At 68.7% G+C, this 17282-nt stretch carries 14 protein-coding genes and 1 tRNA gene; 10 read left to right on the top strand and 5 right to left on the bottom strand.

Annotation, left to right across the window (positions count from 1 at the left end):
- Positions 1–8: 8 nt before the first annotated feature.
- Positions 9–1217 (top strand): glycogen synthase, encoded by a 1209-nt coding sequence (gene glgA, locus ACEXHE_RS02735; protein WP_374784618.1) that lies wholly within the window; start codon positions 9–11, stop codon positions 1215–1217.
- A gap of 104 nt (positions 1218–1321) precedes the next feature.
- Here the strand turns inward: glgA and ACEXHE_RS02740 are convergent, their stop codons facing one another.
- Together ACEXHE_RS02740 and ACEXHE_RS02745 are read right to left on the bottom strand one after the other, a co-directional pair.
- Positions 1322–3472 carry an acyl-CoA dehydrogenase gene (locus tag ACEXHE_RS02740; RefSeq protein WP_374784619.1) on the bottom strand — a complete coding sequence of 717 codons (2151 nt, stop codon included), beginning with the start codon at positions 3470–3472 and terminating at the stop codon, positions 1322–1324.
- On the bottom strand, positions 3469–4236 hold the full coding sequence (locus ACEXHE_RS02745) for a TetR/AcrR family transcriptional regulator (RefSeq protein ID WP_356966352.1): 768 nt from the start codon (positions 4234–4236) through the stop codon (positions 3469–3471). Before ACEXHE_RS02745 ends, ACEXHE_RS02740 begins: the two co-directional genes overlap by 4 nt.
- Before the next feature lie 97 nt (positions 4237–4333).
- On the opposite strand from ACEXHE_RS02745, the gene ACEXHE_RS02750 reads away from it, so the two are divergent.
- The 3 genes from ACEXHE_RS02750 (at position 4334) to ACEXHE_RS02760 (ending at position 7983) form a co-directional block, all read left to right on the top strand.
- Positions 4334–5677 (top strand): acetyl-CoA C-acetyltransferase, encoded by a 1344-nt coding sequence (locus tag ACEXHE_RS02750; protein WP_374784620.1) that lies wholly within the window; start codon positions 4334–4336, stop codon positions 5675–5677.
- 61 nt (positions 5678–5738) lie between these two features.
- Positions 5739–7091 carry a 3-oxoacyl-ACP reductase gene (locus ACEXHE_RS02755; protein WP_091696904.1) on the top strand — a complete coding sequence of 451 codons (1353 nt, stop codon included), beginning with the start codon at positions 5739–5741 and terminating at the stop codon, positions 7089–7091.
- Positions 7092–7107: 16 nt separating this feature from the next.
- Entirely contained in the window at positions 7108–7983 is an 876-nt protein-coding gene (locus ACEXHE_RS02760; RefSeq protein ID WP_356966358.1) for a MaoC/PaaZ C-terminal domain-containing protein, read from the top strand.
- Here the strand turns inward: ACEXHE_RS02760 and ACEXHE_RS02765 are convergent.
- Together ACEXHE_RS02765 and malQ are read right to left on the bottom strand one after the other, a co-directional pair.
- Positions 7952–9256 (bottom strand): glycosyltransferase, encoded by a 1305-nt coding sequence (locus tag ACEXHE_RS02765; protein ID WP_374784621.1) that lies wholly within the window; start codon positions 9254–9256, stop codon positions 7952–7954. The two genes, ACEXHE_RS02760 and ACEXHE_RS02765, sit on opposite strands and share 32 nt — an antisense overlap.
- A 12-nt stretch (positions 9257–9268) precedes the next feature.
- Positions 9269–11488: a 4-alpha-glucanotransferase gene (malQ, locus tag ACEXHE_RS02770; RefSeq protein WP_374784622.1), complete on the bottom strand. Its 2220-nt coding sequence runs from the start codon at positions 11486–11488 to the stop codon at positions 9269–9271.
- Between the two features lie 259 nt (positions 11489–11747).
- Here malQ and ACEXHE_RS02775 point away from each other — a divergent pair.
- The 3 genes from ACEXHE_RS02775 (at position 11748) to ACEXHE_RS02785 (ending at position 14422) form a co-directional block, all read left to right on the top strand.
- Positions 11748–11831: transfer RNA gene (locus tag ACEXHE_RS02775), tRNA-Leu, on the top strand.
- Between the two features lie 72 nt (positions 11832–11903).
- On the top strand, positions 11904–13253 hold the full coding sequence (locus ACEXHE_RS02780) for a M20/M25/M40 family metallo-hydrolase (RefSeq protein WP_277246096.1): 1350 nt from the start codon (positions 11904–11906) through the stop codon (positions 13251–13253).
- Positions 13250–14422, top strand: coding sequence for an acyl-CoA dehydrogenase family protein (locus ACEXHE_RS02785; RefSeq protein ID WP_374784623.1), 1173 nt, complete (start codon positions 13250–13252; stop codon positions 14420–14422). The genes ACEXHE_RS02780 and ACEXHE_RS02785 overlap by 4 nt, the downstream gene beginning before the upstream one ends.
- Positions 14423–14439: 17 nt before the next feature.
- On the opposite strand, the gene ACEXHE_RS02790 is transcribed toward ACEXHE_RS02785, so the two are convergent.
- A complete protein-coding gene (locus ACEXHE_RS02790) occupies positions 14440–14673 on the bottom strand; it encodes a DUF5703 family protein (protein WP_091696891.1) in 234 nt (77 codons plus the stop codon).
- Positions 14674–14725: 52 nt separating this feature from the next.
- Here ACEXHE_RS02790 and ACEXHE_RS02795 point away from each other — a divergent pair, with 52 nt between their 5' ends.
- The 3 genes from ACEXHE_RS02795 to mshC all read left to right on the top strand — a co-directional run bounded on the left by ACEXHE_RS02795 (position 14726) and on the right by mshC (position 17260).
- Positions 14726–15016, top strand: a complete 291-nt coding sequence (locus tag ACEXHE_RS02795; protein ID WP_374784624.1) for a hypothetical protein — start codon at positions 14726–14728, stop codon at positions 15014–15016.
- 106 nt (positions 15017–15122) lie between these two features.
- Positions 15123–15956, top strand: a complete 834-nt coding sequence (locus ACEXHE_RS02800; protein WP_091696887.1) for an undecaprenyl-diphosphate phosphatase — start codon at positions 15123–15125, stop codon at positions 15954–15956.
- A 23-nt stretch (positions 15957–15979) separates the two neighbouring features.
- Positions 15980–17260 (top strand): cysteine--1-D-myo-inosityl 2-amino-2-deoxy-alpha-D-glucopyranoside ligase, encoded by a 1281-nt coding sequence (gene mshC / locus ACEXHE_RS02805; RefSeq protein ID WP_356966369.1) that lies wholly within the window; start codon positions 15980–15982, stop codon positions 17258–17260.
- Positions 17261–17282 lie beyond the last annotated feature (22 nt).

Below are 17282 nucleotides of genomic sequence, written 5' to 3' on the forward strand. Positions count from 1 at the left end.
TTGGAGTCGTGCGGATCGACATTGTGACCAAGGAATTCCCCCCGACCATCTACGGCGGAGCGGGGGTCCACGTGGCCGAGCTCTCCCGGGTGCTCGCCTCCCGAGTGGAGCTGCGCGTCCACGCGTTCGGGGCTGACCGAGAGCCCGACTATGAGGGCGCCCGCGTCACCGGACACGAGGTGCCCGGCGGACTGGAGGACGCCAACGCCGCCGTGCAGACCCTGGGCACGGATCTGGGCATCCTGCAGGAGCTGGCCGGCACCGATCTGATCCACACCCACACCTGGTACGCCAACATGGCCGGCCACTGGGGATCGCTGCTGCACGGCGTCCCACACATCCTCTCGGCACACTCCCTGGAGCCGCTGCGCCCGTGGAAGGCCGAACAGCTGGGGGGCGGGTACCGGATCTCGTCCTGGGCCGAGGCCACGGCCTATGACTCCGCCGCCGCGGTGATCGCCGTGTCGGCGGGGATGCGTCAGGACATCCTCACCGCCTATCCGGACGTGGACCCCGGCAAGGTCCAAGTGGTCCACAACGGCATCGACACGGCGCTCTGGACCCCGGCCACCGAGGAGTCGGACGCGCAGATCCTGCGCGGCCACGGCGTCGACCCGGACCAGCCCACGGTGGCCTTCGTCGGCCGCATCACCCGCCAGAAGGGGGTGCCCTACCTGCTGCGCGCCGCCGCCGAGCTGGATCCGGACGTGCAGCTGGTGCTCTGTGTCGGTGCCCCGGACACCCCGGAGCTGGCCGCCGAGGTCTCCGATCTGATCGCCGGGCTGCAGGCCAACCGAGACGGCGTGATCGTGATCGAGGGCATGCTGCCGCGCCGGGACGTGATGGCCGTGCTCTCCCACGCCACGGTCTTCGCCTGCCCCTCCATCTACGAGCCCCTGGGCATCGTGAACCTGGAGGCCATGGCCTGCGGCACCGCTGTGGTCGCCTCGGCCACCGGCGGCATCCCCGAGGTGGTCCAGGACGGCCAGACCGGACTGCTGGTCCAGCTCGACCAGGTCGCCGACGGAACCGGCACCCCGGTGGATGAGACCCGCTTCGTCCAGGACTTCGCCGCCGCCCTGACCTCGGTCCTGTCCGATCCGGAGCGCGCCGCGCAGATGGGCCGAGCCGGACGCCAGCGGGCCATCGACCACTTCTCCTGGGAGTCGATCGCCGATCGCACCCTGGAGGTCTACCGCTCCGTGCTGGAGTCCTGACCTCCCACCCACGCCACCACGACGTCGGCCCCTCACCTTCAGCGAGAAGGTGAGGGGCCGACGTCGTGAACGGGACCTGCGGTCCCTGTCCAGAGGACCCGGGGCTACTTCTGGGCGGCCCGGTCGGCCTTCTTCTTCCGGGCGTGCAGGACCTTCTCATCCACGGGAGCGTCCTGGGAGGCACGCAGTCGACGGTAGTACTCGGCGGCCTCGTTCTGGCGCTGGGCCTCGTCCTGGGTGGCGATGTCCATGCGGATGTGCTCAGGCTCGTAGCCGAAGGCGTCCACCAGGTCCTGGGCATGCGGACGGAGGCGGTAGGCCAGGCGGTTGATGTACTGCCGCAGAGTCCGTGCGCGCTGGGTGGAGACGCGGCCGTTCTCCACGAACCAGCCCAGGTCGTCCTCGATCAGGCGCAGTGCGAACAGATCGCGCAGCCAGGTCATCACCTGACGGGTGTGCTCGTCGGTGATCTTCTCCAGAGCCCGCGTGAACGACTCCCACTGCAGCAGCTCACCGTGATTGCGGGCGGCGTCGATCAGCTCGGTCTGGTTGCGGTTGAACACGGCCGCCTGTTCGGCCTGGCTCTTCTTGGCGGCGGGCATCAGGGCCTGGGCGACCTTGGCGGTCTTGGTCCGGACCCGGTCCTCGAGCAGGCTGCGCTGCACCTCCTCCTCCTTGAACCAGTTCGCGCTCTTGCGCTCCGAGCCGGCGTCCTGCACCGCCTGGACCACCCGCCGCAGTCCCGAGCGGTGGACCATGGCCTCCGTGGCGTGGCCGGCCACGTAGCGGGACATGGTGCCCACCGAGAAGTCCTTGAACTCGTTGGAGTAGTCGGTCAGCAGACGCTTGCCCACCAGCTGCAGCAGGATGTTATTGTCACCTTCGAAGGTGGTGTAGATGTCCAGGTCGGCGCGCAGGGAGGCGAAGCGGTTCTTGGCCATGAACCCGGCGCCGCCGCAGGCCTCACGGCACTCCTGCAGGGTGTCCAGTCCGTTCCAGGTCACCAGCGGCTTGATGGCTGCCGCCAGGGTCTCCAGCTCCTGACGGTCGTCATCGGTGTCCTCGGTGCCGGAGAACACGGCGTCGAACTTCTCCAGCAGCTCATTGGAGGCGAAGCTGTCCGCATAGGTGCGGGCCAGTCGGTCGATCAGTCGCCGATGATGCAGCTGATAGTCCATCAGCACCTCCTCGTGGGTGTCCGAGGTGGCATTGAACTGGCGGCGCTGGTTGCCGTAGGTGATGGCACCCTTCAGAGCCAGGGCGGAGGCTGCGGCCGAGGCCAGGGACAAGGAGACGCGCCCCTGCACCAGGGTGCCCAGCATCGTGAAGAACCGGCGGCCGGGGGAGGCGATCGGGGACGTGTAGACCCCGTTCTCGTCCACATCGCCATAGCGGTTGAGCAGGTTCGTGCGCGGGATCCGCACCCGGGTGAAGTGCAGTCGACCGTTGTCGATGCCGTTCAGACCGCCCTTGAGTCCGTCGTCCTCGCCGCCGACCCCGGGGAGGAACTCGCCGTCCTCGGAGCGGATCGGCACGAAGAAGCAGTGCACGCCGTGGTTGACGCCCTGGGTGATCAGCTGGGCGAACACCACGGCGGCCTTGCCGTGGAGCGCGGCGTTGCCCAGGTAGTCCTTCCAGGCGGCCTTGAACGGCGTGTGGATCTCGAACTCGTCGTCCTCGGGGATGTAGGTGGCGGTGGTGCCGAGCGAGGCGACGTCCGAGCCGTGGCCGATCTCGGTCATCGCGTACACCCCCGGCAGCTTCAGGCTCAGGATGTCCGGCAGCCAGGCGTCATGGTGCCGCTCGGTGCCCAGGTTCAGCACGGCGGAGCCGAACAGTCCCCACTGCACTCCCGACTTGATCTGCAGTGAGGGGTCAGCGGTGACCAGCTCCGTGAACATGGCGATGTTGCCGCCGAAGTTGCTCTCGCCGCCGAACTTCTCCGGGAAGGCCTTGTTGACCGCGCCGGTGTCCACCAGGATCTGCAGCTGACCCAGCACGCGTTCGCGGTGCTCGGCCATGGACAGTCCCTCGATCTTGTGCAGATCCGGGTTCTTCACGTTCTCCCGTGCGGTGCGCCGCTCGGCGGACCACCGGCCCAGCAGCAGCTCCTGCACGGTGTACAGGTCCAGCCCGCCCGGCTCGATCGGCTCGGGCGCCGAGGAGGTCATGGGGGCGTCCACCAGGTCGGCGTCGGCCAGCGGGGGAACAGTCCCGCCGCCGGTCAGGTCGGTGGTCTCAGAGGTCGTGGTCATGATGACTCCTGTCGGGTCGTGGAGGTGGAGGTGGAAGGGGAATCGGTGGGGGGCTGGAGCGGGCCCAGCCCGGCCAGGCCATCGGTCAGCCAGGTGGTCAGGGTTCGGGCCATGCGCTGTGCGCTCGGTCTGGGGGCCCCGGTGGGGGTGGCCAGCCAGGCCTCGCCCGTGGCGCGCACCATCCCGATGGCACCCATTGGCCAGTACCAGGCGCTTGAGTCCGGTCCCGGTTCACGGCCGATCTGACGCAGGTGGTCTCGATAGTGACGGTCCATCACCGATCCGATCCGGGTGAAGAACCCCTGGATGGGCGGTGGCCCGGACGAACCGGCACGGGGAGCGGTGCGGCTGGGCTCCTCCGAGGGCAGTCGCGTGGCAAAGACGTAGACGTTCGGCGAGGACTCCGCCAGGCGCAGATAAGCCTCGACCATGTTGTACAGCCCCTCCAGGGCGTGGGCCGAGGCGTCGACGGCCGAGAGCAGCTCGCGTTCCAGGTACTGGATCGACCGCTCTCCGACAGCTCTCTGGAGTCCGTTCTTGTCTCCGAAGTACCGGTAGAAGACCGACTTGGAGGTGCCGGCATGCACGGCGATCTCCTCCATGGAGGCATCAGGACCCAATTCGTGCACCGCAGCTCGGGTCGCGCGGATCAGCTGGGTCCGGCGCTGCTGCCGGTGCTCGTCCCACCGGGTGCTGCGACCATCGGCGGTGGCAGCTGACGGGGTGTGCCCCCGTCCGGGAGGCACAGCAGATGATGTGTTCACGGGACTGAGCGTATCAGGTACTGTGGGTCTCAGAAACGGTCGAGCACCTCCGCCTCACCGTGCACTCAGCGCCGAACGACCCTGGAAGGGACCCGTCATGACCTCTGCGTCCTCGAACACCTCGAAGAACTCCCCGAAGGCCGCCATCGCTGGCGGCGAGCTGCGACCCGCGGTGATCGTCGGCGGCAACCGCACGCCTTTCGTGCGTTCACACGGCAAGTACGCCACCGCCTCGAACAAGGACCTGCTGACCGCCACCCTGGACGGTCTGGTGGCCCGCTTCGGACTGCAGGGCGAGCAGATCGGTGAGGTCGCCGCCGGCGCCGTCATCAAGCACTCCAAGGACTTCAACCTGACTCGCGAGGCCGTCCTGGGCACCGCCCTGGATCCTCGCACCCCAGCCCACGAGGTCCAGATCGCCTGCGCCACCGGCATGGAGACCATCGGCGGCCTGGCCAACAAGATCCGCCTCGGACAGCTGGACTCGGCCATCGGCGGCGGAGTGGACAGCATCTCGGATGCACCCCTCGTGTTCTCCGACGCCGCCCGCGCAGTGCTGATGGAGCTCAACCGAGCCAAGTCCACCAAGGCCAAGCTCACCGCCCTGTCCAAGTTCCGTCCGGGGCATCTGGCTCCGCAGGCACCTGGCACCGGTGAGCCTCGTACCGGCATGTCCATGGGCGACCACCAGGCCCGCACCACGCTGAAGTGGGAGATCACCCGCGAGGCCCAGGATCAGCTGGCCCTGGACAGCCACAAGAACCTGGCCGCCGCCTACGACCGGGGCTTCTTCGACGACCTGATCACGCCGTTCCGCGGCGTGAGCAGGGACAACAACCTGCGCCCGGACTCCACTCTGGAGAAGCTCGGCTCTCTCAAGCCCGCCTTCGGCAAGGATCTCGGCGAGAAGGCCACCATGACTGCCGGCAACTCCACGCCGCTGACCGACGGTGCCTCCGCCGTGCTGCTGGGCTCCGAGGAGTGGGCCAGCGAGCGTGGACTGCCGGTCCTGGCGGAGTTCGTGGACTTCGAGACCGGTGCCGTGGACTTCGTGGACGGCGATGAGGGCCTGCTGATGGCACCGGCCTACGCGCTGCCTCGACTGCTGGAGCGCCAGGGTCTGAGCCTGCAGGACTTCGACTACTACGAGATCCATGAGGCCTTCGCCGGCACCGTGCTCTCCACTCTGAAGGCCTGGGAGGACGAGGACTTCTGCCGCACCCGCTTGGGACTGAACGCCCCGTTGGGTGCGATCGACCGCTCCAAGCTCAACGTCAACGGCTCGTCACTGGCCGCCGGTCACCCCTTCGCCGCCACCGGTGGCCGCATCGTGGCCTCGTTGGCCAAGATGCTGCATGAGAAGGGCGCCGGATCCCTGGGCCTGATCTCCGTCTGCGCCGCCGGCGGACAGGGCATCGTGGCCATCCTGCGTGGCCGCTGAGCCCCAGGTCCGGCACCGATCCTCCACCTGAACTGCACCTCACCCACAGGAGAGACACCCCGTGAGCACTGACACCTACACCGCCCTGGTGAACCAGCCCCTGGGCAAGAAGATCGCCGCAGCCCTCGGGCTCCCGCAGCCGGTCGAGCTGCGTCGGCATACACCTGGCCAGCCCCTCCTGGATGGTCTGGCACTGGTCTTGGGCAGCGGTCCCGCCGCCCAGCAGGTGGCCGACCAGCTGCTGGACTGGGGAGTGGATGTCCGCCGGCATGCCGGAGCCAAGGACCGCTTCGCCGCCGTGGTGGCCTGCTTCGACGCGGTCCAGACCCCGGCTGACCTCTCGGACACGGCACTGGAGGTCGGACAGGTGATGCGGCAGCTGGGGTCCTCGGCGCGCGTGATCACCGTCTCCGCGGATCCCTCCGACGCCACGGATCCTGCGGCACGTTCGGCACGCAAGGGGGTCGAAGGACTGACCCGTTCGCTGGCTCATGAGATGCGTCGTGGCGGCACCGCCAACGGACTGGTCCTCGCCGGAGGAACTGAGATGTCCGCACCCGGCGCCGTCGGTGCCCTGCGCTTCCTGCTCTCGGCCCGCAGCGCTTTCGTCTCCGGACAGTTCCTGACGGTCGGGACCTCCGAGGGTGCGTTGCCTCAGGACTGGGACCGGCCGCTGGCAGGCAAGGTCGCCGTGGTGACCGGCGCCGCCCGCGGCATCGGTGAGGCCATCGCCCGCACCCTGCACCGGGACGGGGCCACCGTGGTCGGTGTGGACGTGCCGGCGGCCGGTGAGCAGCTGGCCGCAGTGGTCAACTCCATTCACGGCACCAGCCTCCAGCTCGACATCACCGCACCCGATGCCGGAGCACGGATCCTGGAGCACTGCCGGACCCGCCACGGTCGAATGGACCTGGTGGTCCACAACGCCGGCATCACCCGGGACAAGATGCTGGCCAATATGGACGCCGCCCGCTGGGACTCGGTCATCGCCGTGAACATCGAGTCTCAGCTGGCCATGAACCAGGCATTCCTGGCCGACCAGGCTCGAGACGTCGTGGGTGATCACCTGCGCATCGTGTCCCTGGCCTCGACCTCCGGCATCGCGGGCAACCGTGGCCAGACCAACTACGCGGCCTCCAAGGCCGGCGTGATCGGCATGGCCTCGGCCTCAGCCGAGCTGTTGGCCGAGCGCGGCGGCACCATCAACGCGGTCGCTCCGGGCTTCATCGAGACCGAGATGACCGGGAAGATGCCGTTCCTGACCCGTGAGGTCGCACGGCGGATGAACTCGCTGTCCCAGGGCGGACGTCCGGTGGATGTAGCTGAGGCGATCTCCTTCCTCGGTTCGGATGCCGCCGGCGGCACCAACGGAACCGTGCTGCGGGTCTGCGGCCAGGGAATCATGGGGGCCTGAGATGGAACGTGAACAGATGGCCCCACTGATCACCACCTACCGCTCGGCCGTGACCCAGACGGTCCGTGACGCTGTGACCAGGCGGCGTCGTCCCCGGCAGCTGCCCGGCCATGCCGTGGTGGTCCACGGGCACCGGATCTCCCAGAACCAGGTGGAGGACTATGCACAGCTCTTCGGGGCAGTGGATCCTCAGGACCTGCCCTCGGTGCTCGTCCACGTCGCGGCGTTCCCGGCCGCCATGGAGCTGATGGCCGAGCCGGACTTCCCGTTGCCGCTGATGGGCATGGTCCATCTGGAGAACCGCGTCCAGCATCACCTGCCGGTGCCTGCTGAGACCGATCTGGAGATCATGGCCACGGCCACCGACCTGGCCGCACACCCTTCTGGGACCACGGTGGATCTAGTGGTCACCGTGCACCGCAGCGCCGAAGAAGGGTCGGAGCCGCAGCTGCTGTGGGAGGGCACCTCCACCTATCTGGCCAAGGGGGTCCGGCTGCAGGACGCTGAACGGCCCCCGAAGGCGGCTCACCCGGACTTCACCCCACCCGAGGTCACCGCGCAGTGGCGACTCTCCGGGTCCACCGGGCGAGAGTATGCCGCTGTCTCCGGAGACTACAACCCGATCCACCTGCATCCCCTGACGGCCAAGGCCTTGGGAATGAAGGGGATGATCGCTCACGGGATGTACCTGGCCGGACGCATGCTGGCCGGCCGAGAGCCAGTCGGCGCCGGACACTCCTGGTCGATCAGCTTCGCCACGCCCGTGGTGCTGCCCGGCACGGTGCAGGTCAGCTATGCGCACCCGGACGCTCAGCGCACGGAGGTCACGGGGTGGAACGGCCGCAGCTCCAAGCCGCACTTCACCGGTGTGCTGGAGATTCCGGTCCGCTGATCCGACCGTAGAGTCCGGACATGGTCCGGGCCATCACGTCCCACCCGAACAGCTGGGCCCGGCGCGCCGCCGCCGGGCCCAGTGCTGTCCAGGGAGCCAGGTCCTCGAGGATGTCGTTCAATGCCGCTGTCCACGTGGCGGGTTCCAGATCCGGCAGCAGACGCCCGGTCACTCCGTCCTCCACGGCGTGGACCAGTCCGCCGACCCGATGCGCCAGCACCGGGGTCCCGCACGCCTGGGCCTCCAGGGCGACCAGGCCGAACGACTCCGAGTGGCTGGGCATCAGCACGGCGTCGGCTGCCCGGAAGGCGGCCGCCAGCTGGACGGGGGAGAGCGGGTCCGAGACGGTCACCCAGTCCTCCACCCCGGATCGACGCGCCAGGTCCACCAGGTCCAGGGCCTCTGATCCCGACCGAGCACCTGTCAGGTGCAGCGTCACCGGGGCAGCGGCACCGTCGGAACCGTTCGGCTTGACGGTCCGCCGCAGGCCGCCCAACGCCGCGATGGCCACGTGGGGCCCCTTGTGGGACTGGATTCGCCCCGCGAACAGCAGCTTCACCGCAGCCTGCTTCCCTGGCCAGTCGGAGGCTCCCTCGGGGGTGAACACGTGGGTGTCCACGCCCGGGGGCACCACGGCGATCCGATCCTCGGGCGCCCCGGCCAGCTCGATCAGCTGCTGCCGTTCCACCGGGGTGTTGGCCACCAGGAGGTCAGCGGTCCGCGCCAACCGTGCCTCTGCCGGCTCTCGGGCCTCACTCTCCTGTGCCGCCGGGTCCTGGGCCAGCTTCACGGCGGCCAGGGTGTGCATGGTGTGGATCAACGGCGCGTCCAGCTGGCGGGCCAGCTTCGCTCCGGCCAGACCGGAGAGCCAGTAGTGGGAGTGCACGACGACGGGCCGTCCGCTCTCCCACGCTCCGGCACGTTCCAGCTCGGTGAGTCCGGCTTCGGCGAACGCGTCGATCCAGGGCAGCAGATCGTCCTTGTCCACCGGTGAGGGCGGTCCTGCCGGGACGGGAAGCACCCAGGCGAGGGAGCCGTCGTCGGGATGGTCTGCTGCCGCGGTGAGCGGCACCGGGACCTGGCCCGGGGCGTCCTGCCGGGTGAGCACCCAGACGGGGTGACCCAGGTCGGCCAGGCCTTGCGCCAGATGCCGCACGTAGACGTTCAGTCCGCCGGCATCACCGCTGCCGGGCTGGGCCAGGGGAGAGGTGTGCAGGCACACCATCACCACAGCAGGCAGCCGGTCAGCTCCCTGGCGGAACTCAGCGGTCATCGGTCAAGGCCGTCATCCGGCTGAGGGCTGACGCAGCTGATCGTCCACAGCGTGGAGCAGTCGCGCGAAGCCGGGGACCTCGTTCAGGCGATCCACCAGCACCGGCGCGCCCTGACGATCGGCCAACGGCACCTCCCAGTTGGGGTACTGGTGCTGCTGGGTGCCGGGCTGGTTCTGGATCCGCACCTCACCGACGGCGTCGACCAGCGCCACCGCCTGCAGCACGGACGGCGCCTGCGCCAGATAGCGGTACAGCGCCTCGACGATCCGATCAGGGTCCCGCTCCGCCAGCTCCAGCAGGTCCTCCAGCGAGCCGTGGGGCAGGAACCCTTCCTGCTGCGCGGCCTGCAGGTACACGCCGATCTCCCGATCCGCACGTTCCCGCTCAGCCTCTGCGCTGCCCGCCAGCAGTCCCAGGCGTTCCCTGAGCACCAGGTGCACGCCGGCCAAGTAGCCTGCAGTGGGGGGGAGGTCATGGGTGTTCACGGCCGCCAGACACTGACGGCGGTACTGCTCCGGTGGGAGAGGGACGCCGTCGCGCTGCTCGAACCAGAGGATCGACGTGCCCAACAGACCCCGGCTGGCCAGATAGTCCTGGACCCACGGCTCGAAGGTGCCCAGGTCCTCGCCCACCACGACGGCGCCGGCCCGCTCGGCCTCCAACGCCAGCACACCGATCATGGCCTCATGGTCGTAGGTGACGTAGGCACCGTCAGTCGGGGATCCGCCCACAGGCAGCCACCACAGGCGGAACAGGCCCAGGACGTGGTCGACCCGAATGCCACCGGCGTGGCGCAGCACCGTGCGCAGCATGTCCCGGTAGGCGCGGTAGCCGGTTTCGGCCAGACGGATCGGATGCCACGGGGACTGGGACCAGTCCTGGCCCAGTTGGTTGTACATGTCCGGTGGCGCCCCCACCGACATGGTGGGGACCAACAGGTCCTGGAGCATCCAGCCGTCGGCATTGTTGCGGTCAGCACCCACGGCCAGGTCCTGCATGATGCCCATGCGCATCCCGGCGGTGACAGCAGTGCGCTGAGCCGCTTCCAGCTGCTGATCGCACAGCCACTGGAGCCAGGTGTGGAACTCGATCTCCTCGGCCAACTCGGCACGGTACCGCTCGGCTGTGGCTCCGCCGGGGACCAGCTCCGGATCGGACCACACCGGGTGCACGGGATCGAAGACCGTCCGAAGGGCGCACCAGAGGGCGAAGTCCGCCAGGCCGGACCCTTCAGCCTCGCGGTAGGCACGGTAGGCGGATCGGCGAGCGGGGCTGAGCTGGACGCCGTGGATCAGCCGCAGGGCCACCAGCTTGTCCGCATAGGCAGCGTCTCGGTCCAGCGAACCCGTCCGGGTGTTGGCGAAGCGCTGATGGACTGCCAGATCCTCCACACGCTGACGATCAGCGGGGCCGAGATGGGCCAGCTCGGGGATGTCCTCGATGCGCAGATACAGAGGGTGCACGAACCGCCGCGTGGACGGCGAGTACGGAGAAGCCACCACCGGCGGGGCTGGCACGGAGGCATGCAGCGGATTGGAGAGGACATAGTCCCCGCCCTGTTCGGCCGTCTGCGCGGCCAGATCGGCCAGATCGGCCAGGTCTCCGATGCCCCAGGACCGCGTGGAACGGGTGGAGTAGAGCTGCAGGGCCAATCCCCAACCGCGACGCTGCGCGTAGGTGTCGGCGGTGGTGATCCGCTCCGGCGTGGTGATCAGGGTCGCCTGGTGCGCCGAGCCCAGCGCAGGGTCCGCATCGGTGCGACCGTCGACGTCGTGGCCGACCACGGCCTCGAGTGTGTGCCACCCCAGGGGCAGCTCTGCCGGCAGGCGGAATGTGGCCTGCCCGGTGAGGGTGCCGTCCACCTCGACGGGAGCGGTGAAGTCCTCGAGCTGGTCCAGCGGCCACCGGTCGCCGTTCTCCAGCACCGCCGTCACCGTCACGGCGGTGCCGTGGGGAACATGCACCGAGACTGAGGACGTGGTGCCGGCGCGGGTGATGACGGTCGGAGGAAGCACCTGGCGCCAGGGAACCAGACGACGCTGCGCCTCAGCCTGATGAAGGGACTCCGGATCTGCGGGGTCCACCGGGCAGTCCAGGGCCGCCAGCACCGCCACGAGCGTCTCATCTGAGACGGTGTGACGCAGGCCGTCATGTCCCTGGTAGGAGACCTGGATGCCGTGCGCCTCCGCAACGCGGTGCAGCAGCGGGCGGTCGTCGGGAAGATCAGACATGTAGGCGGTCCTCGTCTCACAGGTCGGTCGCAGCGGGTCAGTGCAGCACAGGGCATCGGACACCAAGCGGTGCCCAGGGACGCTCAGCTGCATCTCGTCGATTATTGCAGGGCAGGGCCCTGGTCGTCGGTCAGGACGCCGCCCGGTGGAGAGGCAGGGACCGTGTTCGAGCGGGCAGTTCGGAGTGGACAGAGAGGCTCAGGAGTCGTGTTAGGCTAGTGGGCGCTGCCTGAGCCGGAAACGACGAGGCAGACCGTGAGCGCGGGTGGCGGAATTGGCAGACGCGCAGCGTTGAGGTCGCTGTGCCCGCAAGGGCGTGGGGGTTCAAGTCCCCCTCCGCGCACGGAATTCGAAAGGCCCCGGACCTGAGTGTCCGGGGCCTTCTCGTGTCTGAGGTGCTGGCTAGGCTGGCATCATGAGTACCGACGAGCGTTCCCTGCCCACCTCCGCCGCCGACGATGCCGCGCCCAGCCCGTACCGCGATGACGTGGTGCGGATCTGTCAGGACCTGATCCGCATCGACACCTCGAACTACGGGGGCAATGAGTCCCGAGGGGAACCTGAGGCCGCCGAGTACTGTGCCGATCTGATGCGCCGGGCGGGGATGGAGCCGGAGATCATCGAGTCGGCTCCGGGTCGCGCCAGCGTGATCGGACGAGTCGTCGGCTGGGACGCTGACGCACCGGCGCTGGTGCTGCACGGGCATCTGGACGTCGTCCCGGCCGACCCTGATGAATGGTCGGTGGACCCCTTCGGCGCCGAGCTGAAGGACGGGATGATCTGGGGTCGCGGAGCGGTGGACATGAAGGGCATGGATGCCATGATCCTGACCGTCCTCGGGCACCTCCACCGGTCAGGCCAGCGTCCCCGGCGGGATCTGATCGTCGCGTTCTTCTCCGACGAGGAGGCCGGCGGCATCTATGGCGCTCGATGGCTGGTGGAGAACCGCCCCGAGCTGTTCGAGGGCGCCACGGAGGCCATCAGCGAGGTCGGGGGATTCTCCACGGAGATCCAGGGCCAGCGAGCCTATCTTCTCCAGACCGCCGAGAAGGGGCTGGCCTGGTTGAACCTGACGGCCACGGGCGCACCGGGCCACGGTTCGGCGGTCCACCCGGACAATGCCGTCACCCGCTTGGCCGGGGCCATCCAGCGGATCGGGGCCCACGAATGGCCGCTGGACTACACCAAGACCACACGGGACCTGCTGGAGCAGGTGGCCGAGCTCTGTGGCGTCGAGTTCGACGAGACCGATCCCACGCCTCAGCTGGAGGCCCTGGGCAATGCCGCCAAGTTCGTCGGCTCCACCCTGCGCAACAGCACCAACCCCACCGGTCTGACTGCCGGATACAAACACAACGTCATCCCGGGCAAGGCCTCGGCCACCGTGGACGCCCGCATTCTGCCCGGACAGGAGGATCATGTCCTGCAGATCCTCAGGGAGCTGGCTGGTGACGGAGTCGACTTCACCCCCGAGCATCAGGACATCTCCCTGGAGGTGCCCTTCTCCGGTGACCTCGTGGACCTGATGGTCTCTGCGGTGCAGGCTGAGGATCCCGGTGCGCCGGTGCTGCCGTTCATGATGTCCGGCGGAACGGACAACAAGTCGTTGTCCCGCCTGGGCATCACCGGCTACGGATTCGCGCCCCTTCAGCTGCCGGCCGACCTGGACTTCACCGGCCTGTTCCACGGGATCGACGAACGTGTCCCCGTGGAGGCACTGGACTTCGGATGCCGTGTGCTCGCCCGACTCCTGGAGGCCCGATGACCACCCGCCCCCACTCCGACGCTGACCTCTCCACAGTGCTCACCCCAGCACTGCTGGAGTCCTTCCGGGAACGGGCCTTCGCACTGGATGAGCAGAACGCCTTCCCGCACCAGGACCTGACAGACCTGGCCCAGGTCGGGTACCTCGGCGCGCTGGCTCCCCGGGAAATGGGAGGGCTGGGCTGGGACCTGAGCGACGTCGTCGGGGGTCAGCGTCTGCTGGCCCAGCACGCGCCGGCCACCGCGCTGGCCGTGAACATGCACCACGTGTGGAACGGTGTCGCCTCGATCCTGGCCGCCCGGGGGGATGACTCCCTGGAGTTCATCCACCGCGAGTCGGCGGCCGGGGAGATCTTCGCCTTCGGCATCTCCGAGGCCGGCAACGACGCCGTGCTCTTCGACTCTGGAACGGTGGCGGAGCCGCTGGAGAACGGCGGGTACCGCTTCACCGGGACGAAGATCTTCACCACCCTCTCACCGGTGTGGACCCGGTTGGGAGTGTTCGGCAAGACCCCGGACGGCGCGCAGCTGGTGTTCGGGTTCCTGGACCGGGCGTCGGCAGGCTGGAGCGCGGACGACTCGTCCTGGGACATGCTCGGCATGCGTGCCACCCACTCCCACACCACCCGCCTGGAGGGGGCTGTGGTGCCCGCTGACCGGATCGTGCGACGCATCCCCGCAGGGCCCAACGCGGATCCGCTGACCTTCGGGATCTTCGCCTCGTTCCTGACCCTGATCGCCGCCGTCTACACCGGCGTGGGGGAGCGGGCCGCACAGCTGGGCGCCGAGGCGCTGGCCCGCCGGACCTCTCGAGTGACGGGACAGCCGCTCAGCCACGACCCGGTGCTGCGCTACAAGGCCGGGGAGGCGACCCTGCGGGGAATCACCCAGGACACGCTGCTGCGGTCGGTCGTGGCGGACATCGTGGCCGGAGCCGACTGGGGGCCGGAGTGGTTCCCCCGGCTGGTGGCCACCAAGACCCAGGCGGTGCGGACGGCCAAGGCCCAGGTGGACTATGCGCTGGAGGCCTCGGGCGGTGCCGGGTTCCACCGCGCCGCGGAGATCACTCGGCTCTACCGGGACGTGATGGCCGGGGTCTTCCACCCCTCAGACGATGAATCGGCCCACAACACCTTCGCCAACCTGGCGTTGGGGCCGCTGACCAGCTGATTCCCGACGACGGCCGGTCAGCTCAGCGTGGATCTCACCCGGATGATGCGCCGGCGCATCCAGAACCGGCGCATCCCGCCGCGGTAGACGATGGAGCGCTGCAGCTCCCATTTGCCGTACTCGGCATGCTCCACGAGCCGGCGACGTGCCTGCGCCAGGGACTCATCCGGGGAGACGGTGATCACCAGGTACTCCCAGTTCTGACGGTGCGTGATGGAGTCCAGGGTGCTGGACATGGTCTGCTCGCGCATCGGTCTCCTCTCGGCAGGTGCCGTCGTGGCAGATTGAGGCTACCGTGTGAGCATGAGCATCGATCCGCGCGTGGCCCTGGAGGCCTTCGTATCAGCCCTGCATGAGCACCTCGCCGCCGCCACAGGCAAGCGCAGCGATGACGATCCGGCGCTGGAGTCGGCGTACTTCAACATCGCCGATGCCTTCGACGCCTACGAGGATGCGCTGTACGCCGCCACCGGTGAGTACACTCCGCTCGACGTCCTGGACGACGATGACGAGGACGACGACCTCGACGACGATGACAGCGAGGACTCCGAGGACGACGAGGAGTTCGACACTGCCGACTCCTCGGACCGCTGAGGTCTGATCCGGCGCCGCCCGTGAGCAGCGTGCGCTCCGTCACCTGTGGCCGTGGCGCATGCGCGGATGCTCCTGAGCGATCTCCCCGTGCCGTAAGGTGCTGGACGTGAACTGGTTAGAGTCGATCATCCTGGGCCTGGTGCAGGGCCTGACGGAATTCCTCCCCATCTCGTCCTCCGCCCACCTGCGGATCGTCGGTGAGTTCCTGCCGAATGCGGCGGACCCGGGAGCGGCCTTCACGGCCATCACCCAGATCGGCACCGAACTGGCCGTGCTGATCTTCTTCTGGAAGGACATCGTCCGGATCATCTCACGGTGGTTCGGCTCGCTGGTCGGCAAGGTCGCCCGGAACGATCCCGATGCCCGCATGGGCTGGCTGATCATCATCGGCTCCATCCCGATCGCCGTGCTCGGGCTGCTGCTGGAGGACTACATCGACTCCTCCTTCCGGTCCCTGTGGATCGTGGCCACCATGCTGATCGTCTTCGGCGTGCTCCTGGCGGCCGCGGACACCCTGGGCCGGCAGGTCAAACCACTCGAGAAGCTCTCCGTCAAGGACGGCATCCTCTTCGGGCTGGCCCAGGCCCTGGCCCTGATCCCTGGCGTCTCCCGCTCCGGCGGCACCATCACCATGGGCCTGGCCCTGGGATACACCCGTGAGGCCGCCACCCGATATGCCTTCCTGCTGGCCGTCCCCGCGGTCTTCGCCTCCGGGTTCTACAAGCTCTTCAAGTCCCTGGCCGAGCCCGGCGCGCAGGGCCCCTACGGCATGGGCGAGACGCTGCTGGCCACGGGCATCGCCTTCGTCACCGCCTATGTGGTGATCGGCTGGCTGATGCGCTTCATCTCCACGAACTCCTACAAGCCGTTCGTCTGGTACCGGATCGGACTGGGTCTGGCCCTGTATCTGCTGCTCGGCTTCGGCGTCATCAGCGCCTGACCCTCTCACACAGCAAGGAACCCATGCAGTCCTGGTCCACACCGTCCCCCGCCCTCCTGCCGGCCCAGCCGGACCGTCTGCGGCTGATGGACACCGCCAGCGGTGCCCTGCAGCACCCGGGCACCTCCGAAGAGGCCTCGCTCTACGTCTGCGGCATCACCCCGTATGACGCCACCCACCTGGGCCATGCCAACACCTACGTGAGCTTCGACCTGCTCCACCGGTACTGGCGCGCCTGCGGCTATCCGGTCAGCTATGTGCAGAACGTCACGGACGTGGACGATCCGCTGCTGGAGCGGGCCGAGGCCACCGGAATGGACTGGCGGGAGCTGGCGCAGGACCAGACCCAGCTGTTCCGGACGGACATGCAGGCCTTGAACGTGCTGGCCCCGGACCACTATGTGGGTGCCACCGAGACCGTGGACTGGGTGGCCGAGACCGTCACCCGCCTGGTGGAGAACGGCACCGCCTATGCGGTGCCCGGCCAGGGCGAGGATCCCGACGGCGACATCTACTTCGACATCGCCGCCGCCGAGTCCGCCACGGACTGGACGCTGGGCAGCATCTCCGGCATGTCACCCGAGCAGATGGCCGAGGTCTTCCCGGAGCGCGGGGGCGACCCGCAGCGCCCGGGCAAGCGCTCACCTCTGGACCCGCTGCTGTGGCGCGCCGCCCGTCCAGGTGAGCCCAGCTGGGCAGGCGGCTCCCTGGGCGAGGGACGCCCCGGCTGGCACATCGAGTGCTCAGCGATCGCACGTCGGCTGCTGCCCGTCCCGTTCTCGGTGCAGGGCGGTGGATCGGATCTGACCTTCCCCCATCATGAGTTCAGTGCCGCCCACGCCACCGCCGTGGACGGACGTCCGTTGGCCCACACCTTCCTGCATGCCGGCATGGTGGCCCTGGACGGGGAGAAGATGTCCAAGTCCAAGGGGAACCTGGTCCTGGTCTCGAACCTGCTCCGCGAGGGCGCTGACCCGGCGGCGATCCGCACGGCCCTGCTCTCTCAGCACTACCGTGCGGACTGGGAGTGGACGGATCAGTCCCTGCCGGACGCCTCCGCACGCCTGGAGCGCTGGCGCGCCGCCCTGACCGAGGAGCAGCCCGGGGACGGCGAACAGCTCCTGCAGTCCCTGCATCACGCCTTGTCCCACGACCTGGATGCCCCCGCCGCCCTGGTGGAGCTGGACCGGTGGGCCGATGGGGCCCAGGCTCGTGATCGTCAGGACTCGTCGCCGGTGTCAGACGCTCAGCTGTCCGTCAGCACGGTCGTGGACTCCCTGCTGGGCATCCGCCTCACCGACTGATCGGCGCCTTCGGTGCCGGTGC

This window comes from Micrococcus sp. IITD107 (assembly GCF_041927415.1).
Lineage (GTDB): Bacteria > Actinomycetota > Actinomycetes > Actinomycetales > Micrococcaceae > Citricoccus > Citricoccus terreus.